The sequence below is a fragment of the Micromonospora sp. A202 genome (assembly GCF_006715105.1).
Lineage (GTDB): Bacteria > Actinomycetota > Actinomycetes > Mycobacteriales > Micromonosporaceae > Micromonospora > Micromonospora zamorensis.
Genome location: NZ_VFMP01000001.1, coordinates 6949547 through 6965177, shown reverse-complemented (window position 1 = coordinate 6965177; position 15631 = coordinate 6949547). Strand labels below are relative to the sequence as shown.

Here is a 15631-nt window from a genome sequence, read left to right as displayed (position 1 = left end):
GGGCGGCCTGTCGGCTAGGCAACAGCGACGGTTGCGAGCGATCCGTACGCAAGACGTGAAAATCGCATAGGCGGTCCGATGGTCGTTCACGTCCCCGCCGTTGATCGCCCCGCCAGGCAACTGGGCCTGGCAGGAGGTCGGAAGGGGCGGTGCACCGCTGACACGATGCACCGCCCCGGCCTCTGCTCTATTGGGGAGGGCATCGGCAATGTCGGAAACGAAGGGCAAGGGGCCACGGGTACGCCCTAGACGGGGCCGGATCGCCAGCCGCGTGGAAGTTGCGGCCTTGGTGGTGGGCGCTGCTGGTGTCGTGGTGGGGGGCGGAGCTGATCGCTCGCTGCTCGGCGTGACCAGCCAGGTGCCCGCCGGGTGAACTACTGGCGGGCACCTTTGCCATCACCGGGTCCAGGGCGCGGAAATTCGGTGATGCCCTCATTCAACGGCTGCACCGCCGAAGGCCTGCGGCGGCAGAAGTTCAGCATCACCCTCGACGGGGCCGGCGATCGGGGCCATCTTGTCGGGCTCGCTCCACTGCGGCGTTAGGGGCGTCGCCCATCCGTCGTGGTCAATTACCCACGCCACGACGAATTCTTCCCAGGTGTCTTTGGTGTTCTTAACGCGGACCCGCCACCCACCCCCGGGGATCACGGCTCGGACGGTTTCCTCGTTCTTCCTCAGACCGACGAACCCCTCGATGGCTTGCGCCAGCACGAGGCCGTTCTTGCCCACAACCATGGGCAGCCCTTCGTCGTCCCATGCCTCCACCCGCATGGTGGTGATGTAACTTTTGCTGGCGTCGGCCGTACGCCGAAATTCGGCAAGGTGTGTGCCCTGCGCCGGGATCACTGCCCTGCCCCTGCCGCCGGCTTGAAGCCATGCTCGGTGGACACCCGCACGACGAGGAATTGGAGCGGCAGCCCGAGCGCCGCAGCCTGCTCGGCACCGTGCTTTGCCTCTTCGATGGCCTCGCTGACGTTGCCCTCCATGTAGGAGTGGTCGCCGAAAACTGCGAGTTGGGCGTTGCGCTGGTCAAAGGACATCACGAGGTAGCTGCCTGTCGAGAGCGGCCCCTGAGCGGGGTCAATGGGAACAATGGCCATGGGTGGGATCCTCCGACTGTCCGTGGTACGCGCACCAACTGTCCAGTGCCCGACAGAGCGGCAGAACCGCCAAAGCTCAGCGGCAACGATCCAGCATGACGTCGCACGACCGATTGGAGATCTCATGCCGATGGGGGAGCCCCGCGAGGTACCCGACAGCATCCTCACTCACCTGGTGGGCGCGTTGGTCAAGGAGACGGCCCAGTTCATGCTCCAGCACTGGCAGCCGGACGGGATCCTGCAGCCCCCAGATCCCTTCGGGATGGTGTTGGAATGGATGTGGGTTGCTGAGCCGGATCGTGCCGTTGCGATGGTCAGCGATCTACTCTGGCAGCTCCGGCGCGGCGGTGCCGCAGGCAGGTCGATCACTCTTGACACCTTGATGGTGGGGCTGCCTCTGGCGGTTTGTGCCCTCCCACCTGAGCAGGTGGACGCGCTGTTGGATCGGGTGGAGACGGAGGTTCCGCAGCATCTCGGCGAAGACGTCAACACCTGATTGCCGCCATTTGAGACTCAGTCGCCGGAACGGCCCGCCAGGATCACGCCTGGCGGGCCGATCGTCGTGCTGGGTCAGCCCTTGGCGATGCGCTCCACCCATCCGTTGATGTTGCGGAGATGGTCGGCTGAGCTGAACCCGTCGGCGTCGGTGACCGCCTCCTTGAGGTCTTCGACCGCCTGGCGCATGGCCTTCAGCTCCTCGGCTACGGCGATGAGGGCATGTGCCGTAGCCGCCTGTGAAACGGCCAGCGAATGCTCGGGAGTGCTCTGCGCCGGCGCCTGGTTTACCGTCTTGATCGCTTCCTGAAGGTGCTGCGTGCTCCGGTCCGTCATGACCGTCGATCGTGTCGAGAGCGTCAGCCAGGCGGGAGGCTTCTGTCGCCTGGCTGACATGCCCGTCACCGCGCCGGCTCAAGCGTTACGGTGCACGCGTCGAGCCTTGTTCCACAGCCGCCGGCCGAGCCGCAACCGCTTCCCGGTTGACCGGCACCACCGGCACGGGCGGGACAGCTTCGGGTTGCGCTTGGAGCGGTGATGGGCCTTGCCGTCGCACAGCCAGCAGTCGCGGAACGGCCGTACGGCGCACGACAGGACGTAGCCCGACAGGACGACCAGCGCGATGCCGGTCGCAACGAGGGTGCCTCCCACGATGCCCTCCAGGGGCAGCTTTCGGGGGTACTGGGCGGGGGCCGCGACCACGCGACCAACGGGCGTTTGCGCTGCTCAGGGCTGGTCGCGGGGCTTGGTCGCGGATCCGCGACCAAGCTGCCGGGTGCGACCAGCCCCGCGACCACTACTCGGCCTCGATCTCACGGCGTTGGTGGGCGTTGTCGAGGGCCGTCCGGCGGGCGCCCTTGATGTTGTTCCGGCCGACCTTCATGTCCTGCGACTCGACGGCGTACGGGGCGAGCGCCTCCCGGACCATGTCCGGGGTGATCCCGTCGTAGAACTCCGGCGCCAGCTCGGCGAGCCGCTCCGCGAGCACCGCCCACGGCAACCCCGCCTCACCGTTGCGCAGAACGCTGCGGGCGTCGGCGAGCATGTCGCGCATCTCGGTCCGCTTGACGTCCTCACCGATGACGGCCTTCCCGCGCAGCTGCCCGGCGCGGGCGACGATCGCCGCGGTGACCTCCGGCGTCGGGTAGAACGAGCGGGCGCTACCCGGTTTGTCGACGCCGACCAGCACGCCCCATTCGGCGTCCACACCGGGCCGGTAGACGGTGGCGGTCATGCCCCGCTTGTACGCTCCGGTACCGAGGATCATGTCGTTCTCCACCTGCCCGAGCACCGACAAGCACCACCTGGTCGTGATGCACCGGGTGATGTTCGGCGGCAGGCTGTCCTTGTCGGGGATCTGCGTGGCCAGGCAGAAGATGATGCCCAGCGCCCGGCCGCGCTTGATGGCCCGCTCACACGCCGCAGCGGAGCCCGGCACGGCCGCGAACAGCTCGTGCGCCTCGTCGAGCAGGATGAACACCGGGTGCAACCCGGATCCGGGCTTGGCGGCCAGCTCCGGGGTCACCTTGCCCTCGGGGGCATGTACCTCTTGAGGATCGACGCCGTTGCTCATCAGCGCCGTGGCGAAGAAGTGGCGCAGAGAGTGGAAGGCGCCTTGCTTCGGCAGGAGCCGCGAATCAGGTCGCCGGCAGGTACAAGGCGATCCAGCCCTTGAGTCGGGCCAGCACCACGGTGTGGACGTCGACCAACTCGATCCGCTCGGCAACCACTGCTGGATCGATTAGCCCGGCCCGGATCAGCGCGTTGGCGAAGGCGTGGTCCTTCTCTCTGCCGGCTACCAGCTTGGATACCACACAGTCGTGCGGTTCGAGCGTGTAGCCGCGCCCCGGTTGGGTGCTCTGAGACTCCACCAAAACCAAGCGGTCCCGCCACCCATCGGGCAGCACTGCGGTCGACACGCTCACGCCTTGCGCGTAGTAACCGTTCATCTCATGAAACGGCGAAAGCTCGCCAATAGCGCCATCGACCTGATCAGCCTTCTTATCGTCCGGGTCGTTGAAGAAGGCCACGTCGACCTCCATCGAGGCAGTGGCCTCTAGCGGAAGCCTGCTCTCCGGGATCGACCCCAGCACCGACTGGCTGCCAATGACGAGCACGTCCGGGTCTCCGACGATTTGGCACGCCGACCGCAGGACATGCTCCAGTTGCTCGCGCCTCACGCTGCTCGCTTCCAACCGCTGCGTGTGAAGGACTCAAGAATCTTCTTACGCTGCGACTGTGAAAGGACCCCCGCGAAGGGTGAGTTCTGTCGTAGCTCCACAGCTTCCGGGTCCTCCGAGGCCAGCACCTTGAGGACGCCCCCCACTCCCTCGTTGATCTTCTCCTGCCAGCGCTTCAGCCAGATCTCGGTCATGGTCCCCTGATGCTGCCGGAGGAGCCGATCGAGATTCTCTCTGGCCTTGCTCAGTATCTTGTCTGGGTCAGTCACCAAGCTGCCAGCCACCGCCTGATGTAGCCACAGCGACTTAAGCTGATCACGAGTCAACACCGGCTTGGGACGCAGAAACGCCTCAACCGCAGCCCGCTCTATCCTCCGATGCTTACCGACTTTCACGAACGGCAGATCTCCACGCTCGCACAGGTTGACCACCTGCTGGCGCGACGACCCCAGCAGTTCGGCAACCTGACCCGTGGTCAGAAGGTCACCACTCAGCGCTACCATAGTTAGAGCTTGCGCCACAAACGCTAAAAACGCAACTGCGCTGGCAGCATCCTCGCTAGTCGAGCACCGGCCGATCGGCTGGCAGCGGTCGGACGCTGCGCTGCTGCGCTGCCGGGCGGCGGAAGCAGACGAGCAACATCGGCTCGCAAGGCCGCCAACGCCGTCGCACAGCCAGCACTCGCATGACCGGTCGATGTCGCCGTCATCACCGCATTGAACAAGCCGACGGCGCAGTCCAGCTCTAAGCCGATTTGCCGAACCCCGTCCTTGGTGAGAAGGAAGAGCAGTAGACGGTAGTGGGTGTACCGCCACGGACCGTCCTCGGCACGTCTCTTCCGAGCGGAACCCGCTGGTGCCTCCAGGAACGCTTGAGTAACGACCTGGCTCGGCTGAAGCTGGAACTGCTGTAGCGCCTGGTCCGTAATGACCTTTCGGTCGCACTCTAACCATGCGGCCATCTCGATGCTCTTCGAGCTCGGGCAAGTCTGGATGGACTTCGCCAGCACAGTCGAGGAGGCGGGTCGGGAGGCTGACGCGCTGGCGGCGGATGTGACTGACGGCAACCAGGGCGGCGTGATCGCGGCCTTCGACGCGTACTGGTCCGGTGCCGATGGGTCGGGCAGCGTGTTGGCCGGCGGTGCCCACCTTCGGCGCATCCCTGCTGGAGATCCCGATCTTCAAAATGATCACCAGCCTGATCCTCGACCAGCTCATCGACATGGCCATGCGGGCGATCCTGGGTGGGTAAGCGAAACCGTAACCGACATCTCCGCGACGCGGCAGTGCCGCCCGAGGTGGAGTCGGCGTTGGTCAAGCCGGTCGCGCAACTTGCCCGGACCCCCGGGTACGCCGGGAGTACCACGTCGGCGACGAGCAACGGCCCAAGCACCGGGACACCGACCGCAATCTGGTCATGGGCAGCGCGAGCCGTGCCCCCACCAACGGTCAGAGCGCACTGGACCGGTCGGTGCAGATCAAGGAGACCAACGAGCGTCGCCGTATCGGCGTCGATCACCAGACGGGTGAGATCGTCGTTCTCGACCGGCACCGCCGCATCGAGCCGTCCAACCCCGGCGACGACGTCGTCGAGATCTACCACGGCCATGTCCGCGACTGGGAGGACCACAGCAAAGACGGCCCGAACGACGACATGCGCAACGCCCTCAAGCGTGCCGGACTGGTAGACAAGAAAGGCAGGCCGACCGCGCCGCCGAAGGACGAGGCATGAGCACACAGCGCAGCTACTACGAACCGGCTCCGGCGACCCACGACACGGTCACAGCCGCACTCGCAGCGGGCGATATCGACACCCTCACCGACTCGATGGTCGGGCTCGCCTTGCACGATGCGGACTGGCGGTGGTGCCAGGACTTCTACCTACGCGTGCTGGATCATCCGGAGGAGGACGTCCGCGCCACAGCAGCGATCTGCCTTGGCCACCTTGCCCGCATCCACCACCAACTCGATACCGACAGAGTCCTGCCCGCCCTGCGCGCCCGCCTGCGCGACCCGGAGGTCGGCGGCACTGTGGAGGACGCCATCGCCGACATCGAGCAGTTCCTCGCTCTCCCGCCCGGTGCCGAGTGGGGATAGACACCCAATCAAGCTCGATGGCGCGGGATGGCGCCAGGCCCACCGGACGGCAGCGCTGGTCCGGAACCTGGCGCCGGGAGCTGACGCAGTTATCCTCTTCAGGTGCTGGCCCGTGGAGATCGTTGACACGGGGTCCGGCACTGCGAAGGGACTATCGACATGCCCCGTGTGGTACCGGCGGTCATCCGCGCACTCGACGTCCTCGAACTGTTCCTGGACTGCCCCCAACTGTCGGCCCGTCAGGTGATGGAGCGGCTCGACCTGCCCCGTACCACCGTCCACGAACTGCTTGTCACGCTCGAGGCTCGCTCGTACCTGATCTCCGTTCCGGGTCAGCCGGTGCAGTATCGGCTGGGCATGCCGCTGTTCCAGCTTGGCGCGGCGTTCGCCGGCCGGCTTGACCTGGTCCGCGAGGCGCAGTGCGTCGCGCGGGACGTGGCCGCCGCCTGCGACGAGGCGGTCCACGTGGCCGTGCTCGACGGCGCCGATGTCATCTACCTGGTGAAGTTCGACAGCACGCATCCGGTTCGGATGGTCTCCGCGGTCGGGCGGCGGCTGCCTGCCCACTGCACGGCGGTCGGCAAGATCCTGTTGTCCGCCCTTGATGAGGCGAGCCTGGATGACGTCCTGACGAAGGGCGACCTGCCGGGCATGACGCCGGACAGCATCACGGACCCGGACCGGCTCCGCGAGCATCTCGACCGTGTCCGGGCTGATGACGTCGCTGTCGACATTGGTGAGTCTGACAGCGCCATGCGTTGCGTCGCCGCGTCGATCCGAGACCACTCGGGCACCACCATCGCCGCCATGAGCCTGTCCGCGCCGATCATTCGCTGGACCCCCGAGGCGCACGTGGAGTGGACCGGGTTGGTTCGCGAGGGCGCTGCGGCGCTGTCGGCCCGGATGGGCTACCGGGCTCTGTCTCGATAGCCGACTTCCCGCTTTCGGCTCGAAACCTCATCGAAACATTGACATCGCTCAGAGCGCTGCTCTAGCGTCGCGACCACTCGATACGGTATCTCGAACTCAGTTCGAAATCTCGAACGGTGGTGGTCCCGTGGCCCGACCGAACTGGTACGTCAACGCTGCTTTCTCGGCCCGGTCCCCGATCGCCTCAACGCACTGATCGATGCGGGCGACTCGTCCGTGGTCGCCGTCATGACGACACACCTGAAGCACGAGCTACGCCCTCGGCGTGCCGTGCTGCGGGGACTTGAAGGAGGCGAAAGTCCATGGACAACAATCCAGCCTGGTCACGGCGCGGCTTTCTGGGGATGGGGGTGGGGGTTCTCGGCGCAGCCGGCCTGGCCGCCTGTGGCGGCGAATCCGACTCGCCCTCCAAGGTGCAGGCGGAGGTTCCGCAGGAGCTGATCGACGCCGCGGCGGCGATGAAGGGCTCCTCGATGGGGATGCTGTCGCAGAAGCTGTACTCGACGGCCGCGAACGACGCTCTCAACAGCTCGATCAAGAAGTTCGCCGACACCACCGGCACGAAGATCGAGAACAGTCTGGTCCAGGCCGACGCGGGTGACGTGGTGGCCAAGATCGACGCCGAGGTCAAGGGCGGGGTGGCGCGTGACCTGGCGTTCATGACCGACTCACGGTTCGTCGCGCAGTTCCAGGCACTGGGCGACCTGGAGGACGTGACGGACGTCGTCCAGGCGCTGACCGCCAAGTACGGCGAACCCTGCGCTGAGGCCAAGAACTTCTGCGTCTTCGACGGCAAGTGGTTCGCGATCCCATACCACTTCATCGGTATCGGGTCGTTCCTGCGCAAGGACTGGATGAAGGACAAGGGCATCTCCCCCAAGGACATCTACAGCTGGGAGGAGTTGCGGGATCTGTGCCTGGAGATCTCCGATCCCGCCAAACGCCGATTCGGCTGGGGCATGACGGTGAACCGGTCCGGTGACGGCAACGGCATGATCGAGGCACTGATCAACGCCTACGGCGGGTCGATCGCCTCCAACGACGGCCGGAAGGTCACGTTCAACTCCCCGGAGACGGTGCAGGCGGTGACCTTCCTGGGCGATATCTACACCAACCCCAAGTACAAGCCGATGCTGCCGCCCGGGGTGGCGAGCTGGACCGACACCAGCAACAACGAGAACTGGCTCGCCGGGGTCCTCGGCTACACCCGCAACCAGTTCAGCGTCTACGCCGACTCCAGGACGAAGAAGAACCCGGTGCACGCGAACACCCACGTGTTCTCCGACTGCATCGGGCCCGCGACCAACAACCCCCTGCTGCTCGGCCAGTCGCAGGGCTTCGTCGTCTTCAAGGGTGCCAAGAACCCAGCGCTCGCCAAGCTCCTGGCCCAGTACCTGGTCAGCGCGCCCGCGCTGCTCGGGGTCGCGAAGGAAGCACCCGGCCTGGTGATGCCCGCCTGGGAGAAGGTCTGGGACGCCGACCCGTTCTTCACCAGCGGCGACCCGGCGTTCCCCATGCTGCGCAAGATCACTGAACTGAAGCTGCCGCTGAACACGAAGAACGGCCTGGCCTTCCCGCAGAAGGCCAGCGCGGGCCAGCAGGCGGTCGGGTCGGCCTACGTCCTCACCGACATGATGCAGCAGGTCGTGCAGGGCACGGCGCCGGCGCAGGCCGTGACGAGCGCCCACGCGAAGATGGTGCAGATCTTCAACCAGCAGGGGCTGCCGCAGTGAGCTCGGTCCGTCCTGCGCGGGTCCCGGCGGCGAGGAAGTCCCCGCCGCCGGGACCCGGCTCTCTCACGGCAACCCAGCGGCGGCTGGGTCGTGACTGGCGGCTGGGGGCACTGTTCCTGGCGCCCATGGCCGTGCTGGTCGGCAGTCTCGTCCTCGTGCCGATCGCCCGGTCGATCGTCACCAGCACCACGGAACGGCACGGGCAGGACACCGTGTTCGTCGGCCTGGACAACTACCTCGCGCTCGTCGGCGACGAGCAGTTCCACACCGGCGTCGTGAACTCGTTCGTCTTCACCGCGTACGCCGAGATCTTCAAGGTTGTGCTGGGGTTGTCCGCGGCCCTGCTACTGCATCATCGGCGTCGCGGCCGGGCCCTGCTGACCGGGTTGCTGCTCGTGCCGTGGGTGGTGCCGACGGTGGTGACGGCGTTCAGCTGGCGCGCGCTACTCGACCCGATCTTCGGCAGCGTCAACACGCTGCTCACCGCTACCGGAATCGGGCCGCTGCTGGCCAGCGCGCACCTGGTCGACAGCTGGCCCGCGGGCTGGCTGTCCGACCCGTCGCTCGCCATGCCGTCGGTGATCCTGGTCAACGTCTGGAAGGGCGTGCCGTTCTTCACCGTGTGCTTCCTCGCCGGGTTGAAGGCCATCCCGGCGGACCTCTACGAGGCGGCGACAATCGACGGCGCTTCGTCGTTGCAGCGGTTCACCAACGTGACGCTGCCCGGGCTGCGCCACGTGCTCACCGTGACGGTGACCCTGTCGTCGATCTGGACGTTCAACAACTTCGACCTCGTCTGGTTGCTGACCCAGGGCGGCCCGGGCGACGTGACCGCGCCGTACGTGCTCGTCGCGTACTCGAAGGCGATCCTGCAGTTGCAGTACGGCGCGGGGGCGGCGGTCACGCTCGTCATGCTGCCGGTCATCGGTGGGCTGGTGTTCGTCCTGGTCCGGTTGTTGCGCCAGGACACCAACATCAGACTGCCCCGGCGACGCCAGGCGGCGTGGCGGATCGGGGCGCGGCGGTGGGCTGGGACGGCGCGCAGGGCGCTGCCGTGGGTCGTCACCGCGGTGGTCACCGGTCTGCTCTTCTGGGCATCGCCAGAGATCTTCTGGAAGGCGGCGGTGGTCCTCGGAGTGATTCTGCTGATCGCGGTGGCGGTCGGCCGGGTGGTCTCGACCCTCCAGTCCCGGGGCGGTCGCCGGTCGTCGTCAGCGGTGTCGGGTCTGGGTTCCTGGGTCGCGCTGGCCGGGTTGCTCTTCTTCGTGCTGGGCCCGCTGTACTGGATCTTCGTCACGGCCTTCAAGTCCGAGGGCCAGGTCGTCATGCGCACCGACGACCTGTGGCCGACGCCGTGGACTCTGGAGCAGTTCGGTGCCCTCTTCGACAACCAGCCCTTCGGCCGCTGGTACCTCAACACCCTGCTGGTGTCCGCGGCGTCCACGGCGGTGGCACTGGTCTGCGCCGCCCTGGCCGGTTACGCGCTGGCCCGGCTGCGGTTCCGCGGTGCGCAGGGCTTCACCGTCACGGTGCTGCTCACCTACGTGATGCCGGGTGCGCTGCTGTTCATCCCGCTGTACCAGATGCTCATCGGCGCGCGGCTCACCGACTCGTTGTGGTCCCTGGTGGTGACGTATCCGACCTTCACGCTTCCGTTCGCCACGTGGCTGCTGGTGGGGTATTTCTCGTCGATCCCCGTCGAGTTGGAGGAGGCCGCGCTGGTCGACGGCTGCAGCCGCGTCCAGGCGTTCGGGAAGGTGGTGCTGCCACTCGCCAAGCCAGGGCTGCTGGCGGTCGCGCTCTTCACCCTGACCAACGCCTGGAACGAGTTCCTCTTCGCCTTCGTGTTCATCACGAAGGACGAGTACAAGACGCTGCCGGTGGGGATGCAGTCGATGATCGCCGGAGACGTCGTGCCCCAGGGACAACTCGCCGCGGCGTCGCTGCTCGTCAGCATCCCCGTGGTCGTCATGTACGCCTTCGGGCAGCGCTTCCTGACCGAAGGGCTCACCGCAGGCGCGGTGAAGGGCTGACCTCAACGAGGGTCGCACCGGCAACGAGACGGACCCGTCCGAGCGTTCGCCGCCGCCACCGCATCTCGACCAGTGCCGCTCGGTCGAGATGCGGTGGTGGGCCGGGCCTGTCCGCTAGTCGGCGCTGACGGCCAGGGCGCCGCTCACGGTGTCCACATACCAGCGCTGGTACTGCTCCGGCCGCCAGCCGCGTTGCCGGACGAGCCAGTCGAAGTTGCGGACGTCCTGGGCCAACCAGAGGATGTCGGCCACCTGTTCGACGTCCAGGTCGGGGCGGAGGCCCCCGGTGCCGACGAGTTCCGCGGCGAACATGGCCATGCCGCGGCGGCGGTCGTCGACGTTTTTGCGCCAGATCTCGGCGGCGTCCGGATCGGCCGTGGCAGCCCCGGCCAGCGCGAGCATCACCTGAGCCTGTCGTGCGTTGACCTCGGCCAGATGGCGGGCGTAGCGGGTGAGCTTGGCGCGGGGGTCGGCGAGTGCGCGGATCTCCGCGACGAAGGGCCGGTCCGGCAGGGCCACCGGTTCGTCGTCGCCGGCCAGGGTGACGTCGACCAGTTGGGAGAGCAGTTGCCGCTTGCTGCCGAACACCGCGTACAGGGTCTGGACCGCGACGCCGGCCTCCACGGCGACAGCGGTCAGTGGTGTGGCCGCGTAGCCAGGGTCGACGAACAGCCGGCCAGCCGCTTCGAGGATCGCTCGCCGGGTCTGTCGGGCCTGCTCCTGTCGGCGGGAAGAGTCATAACGTCTCTTGACAACCACCTCTCAAGTGTAGTGCTCTATTGGATAGAGTCTCACTCTATCGAGAGGCGGCGGCTATGCCGTTCGGTGTGTTGCAGGAGATGCCCGGCGTCAGCGAGGCGGAATACCGGCAGGTGGAACGACACCTCGGGCCGGACCGGCCCCCGGGCCTCCTCGCCCATGTCGCCGGGCCGACAGAGGACGGCTGGCGGATCATCAACATCTGGCAGGACGAAGCGGCATTCCGCCGGTTCCAGTCCGAACGGCTGGTCCGGGCCGCTGGCCTGGCGGCACAGGAGGACGGCTTCGACCCGACGAAGGCGGCTCACTTTCGCTCGATGAGCGTCGACGGCACCGAGATGCCGTTCTGATGGCCGACACCGCCAGCCTGCGGACCCGCAGCGCCGCTTTCTGGGCGGGAGCGGCAGCTGGCTGGATTCGCCACGCCGATCGGCAGGACGGGACCGGCCGACCGCTGGGCGCAGCGGCCATGGATCGACTGGCCGCACGACCCGCCGAACGCGTCCTCGATGTGGGCTGCGGCTGCGGCGGCACCACGGCCGAGATCGCCGCCGCGGTCGGCGAGACCGGCGCGGCGATCGGTGTCGACCTCGACGAGGCGATGGTGACCGCCGCTCGGCGCCGGTTCCCCACCGACGGGCACCCGGGCATCCAGTTCCACGTGGCCGACATCGAGACTCTCGATGTCGTGCCGGGTGGCCCGTTCGACGCGGCGTTCTCCCGAATGGCCCTGATGCTGTTGGCGGACCCGGTTGCCGGCTGCCGCACGATCCGGCGATCACTGCGCCCGGGAGGGCGCCTCGCCGCGACCGTCTTTCGCGACAGCGGCGTCAACCCGTGGCTGTCCGCGGCGATGCTCGGTGCCGCACCGCACCTCGGACCGCTACCACCGCTCCCGGTCGGTGACGAGCCCGGTCCGTTCGCGTTCGCCGATCCGGCCCGGCTCGTCCGGATCCTCACCAGCGCCGGCTTCACCGCCGTCACGATCACGCCGTGCGATGTCGCCCTTGAGACTCCGGACGACGCCGACACGGTGGCCGAGTGGCTTATCGAGGTCGGCCCGGCCGGTGCCGCGTACCGGGCGGCTCCGCCGGCTGGGCAGGCTTCGGCCCGGGCGGGAGTCGCCCGGCTGCTCGGCCGGTTCCGTGAGCCTGGTGTCGGCTACCGGCTGCCCACCGGCCTCTGGCTCGTCGCCGCAACCTCCGTCGGGGCTGACAACCCGTCCGCCACCCACCAACAACCACGTCAGGACGAAACCCGATGAGAACGATCCGTCTGCTCGCGCCGGCCGTCTGCCTCGTGCTGGCTGCGACGGCGTGCACCGACGCGCCCGAGCCCGGGGCTGCGGCGCCGGGCAGCCCCACCACAACCGCCGCCGCGTCCAGCGCGGCCGGATCCGCTCCGGACGGCGCCTCCACGCAGGTGTCGGCGAAGGAGGTGTGCGTCTACCTGGACGGCCAGTTGCCGACCCTGAAGGGAATCGGGTCCGAGACGGGCGTCATGGCCAACCTCACCGTGAACCTCTATTCCTGGTACGAGAAGCAGGGCCCCGTGCCGACCGGCCGGCAGATCGACGACCAGACCCGACAGGAATGCCCGGCAACCCGGACCGAGGTGCTGAAACTCGCCGGCATGGAGAGCTTCGAACGGCTGTAGCCGCCGCGGGCCGGCCATGACCTCGGCAACTGGGCTTCACCGCGGCGGTCGCTGGTCAGTGCCAGGCCATGTTGATGGCCCGCTCGAAGTTGACGTAACCGGCGCGGGCGAAGGCCTTTGCCATGGGTACGTTGCCCAGGTCGGTGGCCGCGCGGATGCGTGGGACGTCCTCGGCGGCGAGGGTTCGGGTGCCTTCGGCGAGGAGCCCGTCGACGTACCCGTGGCCCCGGTGCTCGGGGACGACGCCGAGATAGGCGATCACCGGGTGGTAGGCGTTGCGCGCCGGAATGACGAACCCGACCGGGTCGCCGTTCTCGCCCAACGTGCCGATGCGCCACCACTCACGGGGACTGGAGTACGTGGCGAGTTCCTGCTCGTAGTGCTTCAGCGCGGCCTCGTGGGGCGACATCTGCGCAAGGTCGGTACGGCTGTGTGCGTCCAGGGTCCCGTCCAGGGCGCGGGTCATCAGCGCGACCAGCTCGTCGGTGTCCAGGGCCGGGCGGAAGACCAGTCGCTGGTCGGGCGTGGGCAGGCCGGCCGCGGGGCGCCACTCCAGGCGTAGCCGTTCGACAGTCAGGCGTGCGCCGGTGCTCTCGAGGACACCCATCCTGGTCCGCACCGCCCGGTACGTGTCCGGGTCCTCGCGCCAGTCGGCGGGGATGAAGCGGCCGTATTCGGGAGGGGCCACGCCGGGTGCCAGGACCTGCCTCGCGGCGGTCTCGTACAACGCCTGCGCCACCTCGGTGAGGTCTTCGGCACCGTCGTCGACGTCGAGGATGTCCAGCAGCAGCGGAGCGGTGTCGTCGCCGCGACCCCACCAGGCGACCCTGGCGAGCAGGCGGTCGCCGCGCAGGGCCACCCACATCCACTCCGGTCGGCGGCGCTTGGCGGCGAGGTCGTCGTCGAGCTCGTGGTTGATGGTGTACGGCAGGCGGTTGAACAGGGCGATCTCGTCCGGCCCGGTGATGGGACGGATGGTGACGCCGCTGGGGGATGTGCTCATGCGGGCTCGTTCCCGGTCTGTGCGCGCGTGTAGGTGAGGAAGAGGGCGCCACTGTCCAGAACGGTGTGGTCGGTCAGGCGCCAGGTGGTTGGCGCGAAGACGGCGTCGCGGCCGAACAGCGGGATGCCGGCGCCGATGGTCAACGGGGCAAGCTTGATGATCAGCTGGTCGATCTCGGGGTAGAGGGCACCAGCCAGGGCGCCGCCGCCGATCACCCAGACGTCCCTGCCGTCGTGGCGCTTCAGCTCTCGTACGGTGGCAATGGGGTCCTCGGCGATGACCTCGACGGCCGGGTCCGGGCTGGCGCCCAGCGTGCGGGAGAACACCAGGTGGCGCAGATGCGGGTACGCGTCGGTCACGCCGGCCTTCAGGCCCACCTCGTAGGAGTGGCGCCCTTCCAGCACGGTGTCGAACCGGCTGCCCTGGTCGGTGATGCCGAACGCCTGCCGGGCCGGACCGGGCAGGGTCTCCGGATATTCGCCGACGAGGTGGCGCAGGTAGTCGTCCGGGATGGGCCAGAAGCCGTCGGGGCCGGTGGGGTCGGCGCCGTCGGGACCGGCGATGAAACCGTCCAGGGTGGCGGCGATGTAATACACGAGCTTGCGCACGACGATCTCCTCGTTAGGGTGCCTGATGCTGTTCCGCTCCGACGTCCCTCAGCCTGCCCGGCGAGGCCCCGGGCTACAAGATCACATCTGGCAACGTGCCATAACCCTTCGCTAATGAGTGGATCGGGGACAGTGATGGAACTCCGCGACATCGAGATCTTTCTGACCCTGGCAGAGGAACTGCACTTCACCCGCACCGCCGAGCGGCTGCACGTGACCCAGGCCCGGGTCAGCCAGGCGATCAGGAAGCAGGAACGTCGGATCGGCGCGGCGCTGTTCGAGCGGAACAACCGGCAGGTGGCACTCACACCGATCGGTCAACGGCTCTTCGACGACATTCAACCCATGTACCGAGGGCTGCACGAGGGCATGGACCGGGCCAGGCTCGCCGCCCGCGGCAGGACCGGGGTGCTGCGGGTCGGGTCGATCGCCGTCAACCTCCACGATTTCCGCGAGTTGTTCGACGGGTTCGCGAAGGACCACCCGGAGTGCGAGGTGCAACTCCGGCATGTCGACTTCGGCGACCCGTTCGGTCAGCTGCGCGCCGGCGACATCGACGTGCAGATCGTGTGGCTGCCCGTCAAGGAACCGGACCTCACCGTCGGCCCGGTCATCTACACCGAACCCATCGTGCTGGCCGTCGGGGCGACCCACCGCCTGGCCGGCCGTGAGTCGGTCTCCTACGAGGACCTGGCGGACGAGACGGTCATGGGCGGGGCCCGGCCGGACTACTGGCGGGAGATCCTGGTGCCCGTACGCACACCCAGCGGACGGTTGATCCCGATCGGCCCGTCGGTCTCCAACTTTCAGGAGATGATCCCGATCCTCGTCACGGGCGAAGCCGTCTCACCGGTCCACGCGCAGGCCGCCCGCTACTACGCACGGCCGGACCTCGCCTACGTGCCCATCCACGACGCTCCGCCGGGCCGGTGGGGGCTGATCTGGCGTACCGGCAACGAGACCGAACTCATCCGGTCGTTCGCCAGCGCCGCACGCCACCTCACCTCCATCGAGTAGCCCGGCCGGCTCACCCCTGCC

Annotated in this window: 21 protein-coding genes; 11 read left to right on the top strand and 10 right to left on the bottom strand. The window is 67.8% G+C overall.

The genetic code is table 11. From position 1 onward, the window contains the following. Positions 1-432: 432 nt before the first annotated feature. Both FBZ33_RS32425 and FBZ33_RS32420 read right to left on the bottom strand, forming a co-directional pair. The gene (locus FBZ33_RS32425; RefSeq protein WP_141912275.1) at positions 433-846 is read right to left on the bottom strand and encodes a hypothetical protein; all 414 of its coding nucleotides are present in this window, start codon (positions 844-846) and stop codon (positions 433-435) included. Continuing rightward, complete coding sequence (locus FBZ33_RS32420; protein WP_141912272.1) at positions 843-1100, bottom strand: hypothetical protein; 258 nt, start codon at positions 1098-1100, stop codon at positions 843-845. The genes FBZ33_RS32425 and FBZ33_RS32420 overlap by 4 nt, the downstream gene beginning before the upstream one ends. A 124-nt stretch (positions 1101-1224) precedes the next feature. Here FBZ33_RS32420 and FBZ33_RS32415 point away from each other — a divergent pair, with 124 nt between their 5' ends. Further along, positions 1225-1596 carry a hypothetical protein gene (locus FBZ33_RS32415; protein ID WP_141912269.1) on the top strand — a complete coding sequence of 124 codons (372 nt, stop codon included), beginning with the start codon at positions 1225-1227 and terminating at the stop codon, positions 1594-1596. Between the two features lie 74 nt (positions 1597-1670). Here FBZ33_RS32415 and FBZ33_RS32410 read toward each other — a convergent pair whose 3' ends face one another. From FBZ33_RS32410 to FBZ33_RS32390, 5 genes are all read right to left on the bottom strand, one after another. Beyond that, positions 1671-1931 carry a hypothetical protein gene (locus tag FBZ33_RS32410; protein ID WP_141912266.1) on the bottom strand — a complete coding sequence of 87 codons (261 nt, stop codon included), beginning with the start codon at positions 1929-1931 and terminating at the stop codon, positions 1671-1673. Positions 1932-2009: 78 nt separating this feature from the next. After that, positions 2010-2246, bottom strand: coding sequence for a hypothetical protein (locus FBZ33_RS32405; protein ID WP_141912263.1), 237 nt, complete (start codon positions 2244-2246; stop codon positions 2010-2012). Positions 2247-2391: 145 nt separating this feature from the next. Continuing rightward, positions 2392-3168, bottom strand: a complete 777-nt coding sequence (locus FBZ33_RS33600; RefSeq protein WP_141912260.1) for an ATP-binding protein — start codon at positions 3166-3168, stop codon at positions 2392-2394. 64 nt (positions 3169-3232) lie between these two features. Continuing rightward, a complete protein-coding gene (locus FBZ33_RS32395; protein ID WP_141912257.1) occupies positions 3233-3775 on the bottom strand; it encodes a DUF6036 family nucleotidyltransferase in 543 nt (180 codons plus the stop codon). Continuing rightward, positions 3772-4278 carry a helix-turn-helix domain-containing protein gene (locus FBZ33_RS32390; protein ID WP_141912255.1) on the bottom strand — a complete coding sequence of 169 codons (507 nt, stop codon included), beginning with the start codon at positions 4276-4278 and terminating at the stop codon, positions 3772-3774. Before FBZ33_RS32390 ends, FBZ33_RS32395 begins: the two co-directional genes overlap by 4 nt. A 610-nt stretch (positions 4279-4888) precedes the next feature. Between FBZ33_RS32390 and FBZ33_RS33015 the strand changes: the two genes are divergently transcribed. The 6 genes from FBZ33_RS33015 (at position 4889) to FBZ33_RS32360 (ending at position 10567) form a co-directional block, all read left to right on the top strand. After that, positions 4889-5026: a hypothetical protein gene (locus FBZ33_RS33015; protein WP_185755454.1), complete on the top strand. Its 138-nt coding sequence runs from the start codon at positions 4889-4891 to the stop codon at positions 5024-5026. A gap of 165 nt (positions 5027-5191) precedes the next feature. Then, positions 5192-5506 (top strand): hypothetical protein, encoded by a 315-nt coding sequence (locus FBZ33_RS32380; protein ID WP_141912252.1) that lies wholly within the window; start codon positions 5192-5194, stop codon positions 5504-5506. Next, complete coding sequence (locus tag FBZ33_RS32375; RefSeq protein ID WP_141912249.1) at positions 5503-5871, top strand: hypothetical protein; 369 nt, start codon at positions 5503-5505, stop codon at positions 5869-5871. Before FBZ33_RS32380 ends, FBZ33_RS32375 begins: the two co-directional genes overlap by 4 nt. Before the next feature lie 159 nt (positions 5872-6030). Beyond that, entirely contained in the window at positions 6031-6801 is a 771-nt protein-coding gene (locus FBZ33_RS32370; RefSeq protein WP_088951000.1) for an IclR family transcriptional regulator, read from the top strand. 302 nt (positions 6802-7103) lie between these two features. After that, positions 7104-8534 carry an extracellular solute-binding protein gene (locus tag FBZ33_RS32365; RefSeq protein WP_141912246.1) on the top strand — a complete coding sequence of 477 codons (1431 nt, stop codon included), beginning with the start codon at positions 7104-7106 and terminating at the stop codon, positions 8532-8534. 125 nt (positions 8535-8659) lie between these two features. Further along, positions 8660-10567 (top strand): ABC transporter permease subunit, encoded by a 1908-nt coding sequence (locus FBZ33_RS32360; protein WP_231927187.1) that lies wholly within the window; start codon positions 8660-8662, stop codon positions 10565-10567. 114 nt (positions 10568-10681) lie between these two features. On the opposite strand, the gene FBZ33_RS32355 is transcribed toward FBZ33_RS32360, so the two are convergent. Further along, positions 10682-11326 (bottom strand): TetR/AcrR family transcriptional regulator, encoded by a 645-nt coding sequence (locus FBZ33_RS32355; RefSeq protein ID WP_231927186.1) that lies wholly within the window; start codon positions 11324-11326, stop codon positions 10682-10684. A gap of 56 nt (positions 11327-11382) precedes the next feature. Between FBZ33_RS32355 and FBZ33_RS32350 the strand changes: the two genes are divergently transcribed. Genes FBZ33_RS32350 through FBZ33_RS32340 form a run of 3 tightly spaced genes read left to right on the top strand, consistent with a single transcriptional unit; the run spans position 11383 to position 12982 of the window. After that, a complete protein-coding gene (locus tag FBZ33_RS32350) occupies positions 11383-11676 on the top strand; it encodes a hypothetical protein (protein ID WP_088950997.1) in 294 nt (97 codons plus the stop codon). Continuing rightward, the gene (locus FBZ33_RS32345) at positions 11676-12590 is read left to right on the top strand and encodes a class I SAM-dependent methyltransferase (protein ID WP_141912243.1); all 915 of its coding nucleotides are present in this window, start codon (positions 11676-11678) and stop codon (positions 12588-12590) included. The genes FBZ33_RS32350 and FBZ33_RS32345 overlap by 1 nt, the downstream gene beginning before the upstream one ends. Further along, positions 12587-12982, top strand: coding sequence for a hypothetical protein (locus FBZ33_RS32340; protein ID WP_141912240.1), 396 nt, complete (start codon positions 12587-12589; stop codon positions 12980-12982). Before FBZ33_RS32345 ends, FBZ33_RS32340 begins: the two co-directional genes overlap by 4 nt. A 55-nt stretch (positions 12983-13037) precedes the next feature. Here FBZ33_RS32340 and FBZ33_RS32335 read toward each other — a convergent pair whose 3' ends face one another. Both FBZ33_RS32335 and FBZ33_RS32330 read right to left on the bottom strand, forming a co-directional pair. Beyond that, a complete protein-coding gene (locus tag FBZ33_RS32335; RefSeq protein ID WP_141912237.1) occupies positions 13038-13985 on the bottom strand; it encodes a GNAT family N-acetyltransferase in 948 nt (315 codons plus the stop codon). Then, a complete protein-coding gene (locus FBZ33_RS32330) occupies positions 13982-14593 on the bottom strand; it encodes a dihydrofolate reductase family protein (protein ID WP_141912234.1) in 612 nt (203 codons plus the stop codon). The genes FBZ33_RS32335 and FBZ33_RS32330 overlap by 4 nt, the downstream gene beginning before the upstream one ends. A 114-nt stretch (positions 14594-14707) precedes the next feature. Here FBZ33_RS32330 and FBZ33_RS32325 point away from each other — a divergent pair, with 114 nt between their 5' ends. Beyond that, entirely contained in the window at positions 14708-15610 is a 903-nt protein-coding gene (locus tag FBZ33_RS32325) for a LysR family transcriptional regulator (RefSeq protein ID WP_255509092.1), read from the top strand. The last annotated feature ends 21 nt before the right edge of the window (positions 15611-15631 follow it).

Bases quoted from the DNA above. Each gene is read 5' to 3' on its own strand.
- FBZ33_RS32360 (WP_231927187.1), top strand. From the start codon at position 8,660: ATGGCCGTGCTGGTCGGCAGTCTCGTCCTCGTGCCGATCGCCCGGTCG.
- FBZ33_RS32380 (WP_141912252.1), top strand. From the start codon at position 5,192: ATGGGCAGCGCGAGCCGTGCCCCCACCAACGGTCAGAGCGCACTGGAC.
- FBZ33_RS32340 (WP_141912240.1), top strand. From the start codon at position 12,587: ATGAGAACGATCCGTCTGCTCGCGCCGGCCGTCTGCCTCGTGCTGGCT.
- FBZ33_RS32335 (WP_141912237.1), bottom strand. From the start codon at position 13,985: ATGAGCACATCCCCCAGCGGCGTCACCATCCGTCCCATCACCGGGCCG.
- FBZ33_RS33015 (WP_185755454.1), top strand. From the start codon at position 4,889: ATGGGTCGGGCAGCGTGTTGGCCGGCGGTGCCCACCTTCGGCGCATCC.
- FBZ33_RS32420 (WP_141912272.1), bottom strand. From the start codon at position 1,100: ATGGCCATTGTTCCCATTGACCCCGCTCAGGGGCCGCTCTCGACAGGC.
- FBZ33_RS32410 (WP_141912266.1), bottom strand. From the start codon at position 1,931: ATGACGGACCGGAGCACGCAGCACCTTCAGGAAGCGATCAAGACGGTA.
- FBZ33_RS32375 (WP_141912249.1), top strand. From the start codon at position 5,503: ATGAGCACACAGCGCAGCTACTACGAACCGGCTCCGGCGACCCACGAC.
- FBZ33_RS32390 (WP_141912255.1), bottom strand. From the start codon at position 4,278: ATGGTAGCGCTGAGTGGTGACCTTCTGACCACGGGTCAGGTTGCCGAA.
- FBZ33_RS32370 (WP_088951000.1), top strand. From the start codon at position 6,031: ATGCCCCGTGTGGTACCGGCGGTCATCCGCGCACTCGACGTCCTCGAA.
- FBZ33_RS32415 (WP_141912269.1), top strand. From the start codon at position 1,225: ATGCCGATGGGGGAGCCCCGCGAGGTACCCGACAGCATCCTCACTCAC.
- FBZ33_RS32350 (WP_088950997.1), top strand. From the start codon at position 11,383: ATGCCGTTCGGTGTGTTGCAGGAGATGCCCGGCGTCAGCGAGGCGGAA.
- FBZ33_RS32325 (WP_255509092.1), top strand. From the start codon at position 14,708: ATGAGTGGATCGGGGACAGTGATGGAACTCCGCGACATCGAGATCTTT.
- FBZ33_RS32365 (WP_141912246.1), top strand. From the start codon at position 7,104: ATGGACAACAATCCAGCCTGGTCACGGCGCGGCTTTCTGGGGATGGGG.
- FBZ33_RS32345 (WP_141912243.1), top strand. From the start codon at position 11,676: ATGGCCGACACCGCCAGCCTGCGGACCCGCAGCGCCGCTTTCTGGGCG.
- FBZ33_RS33600 (WP_141912260.1), bottom strand. From the start codon at position 3,168: ATGAGCAACGGCGTCGATCCTCAAGAGGTACATGCCCCCGAGGGCAAG.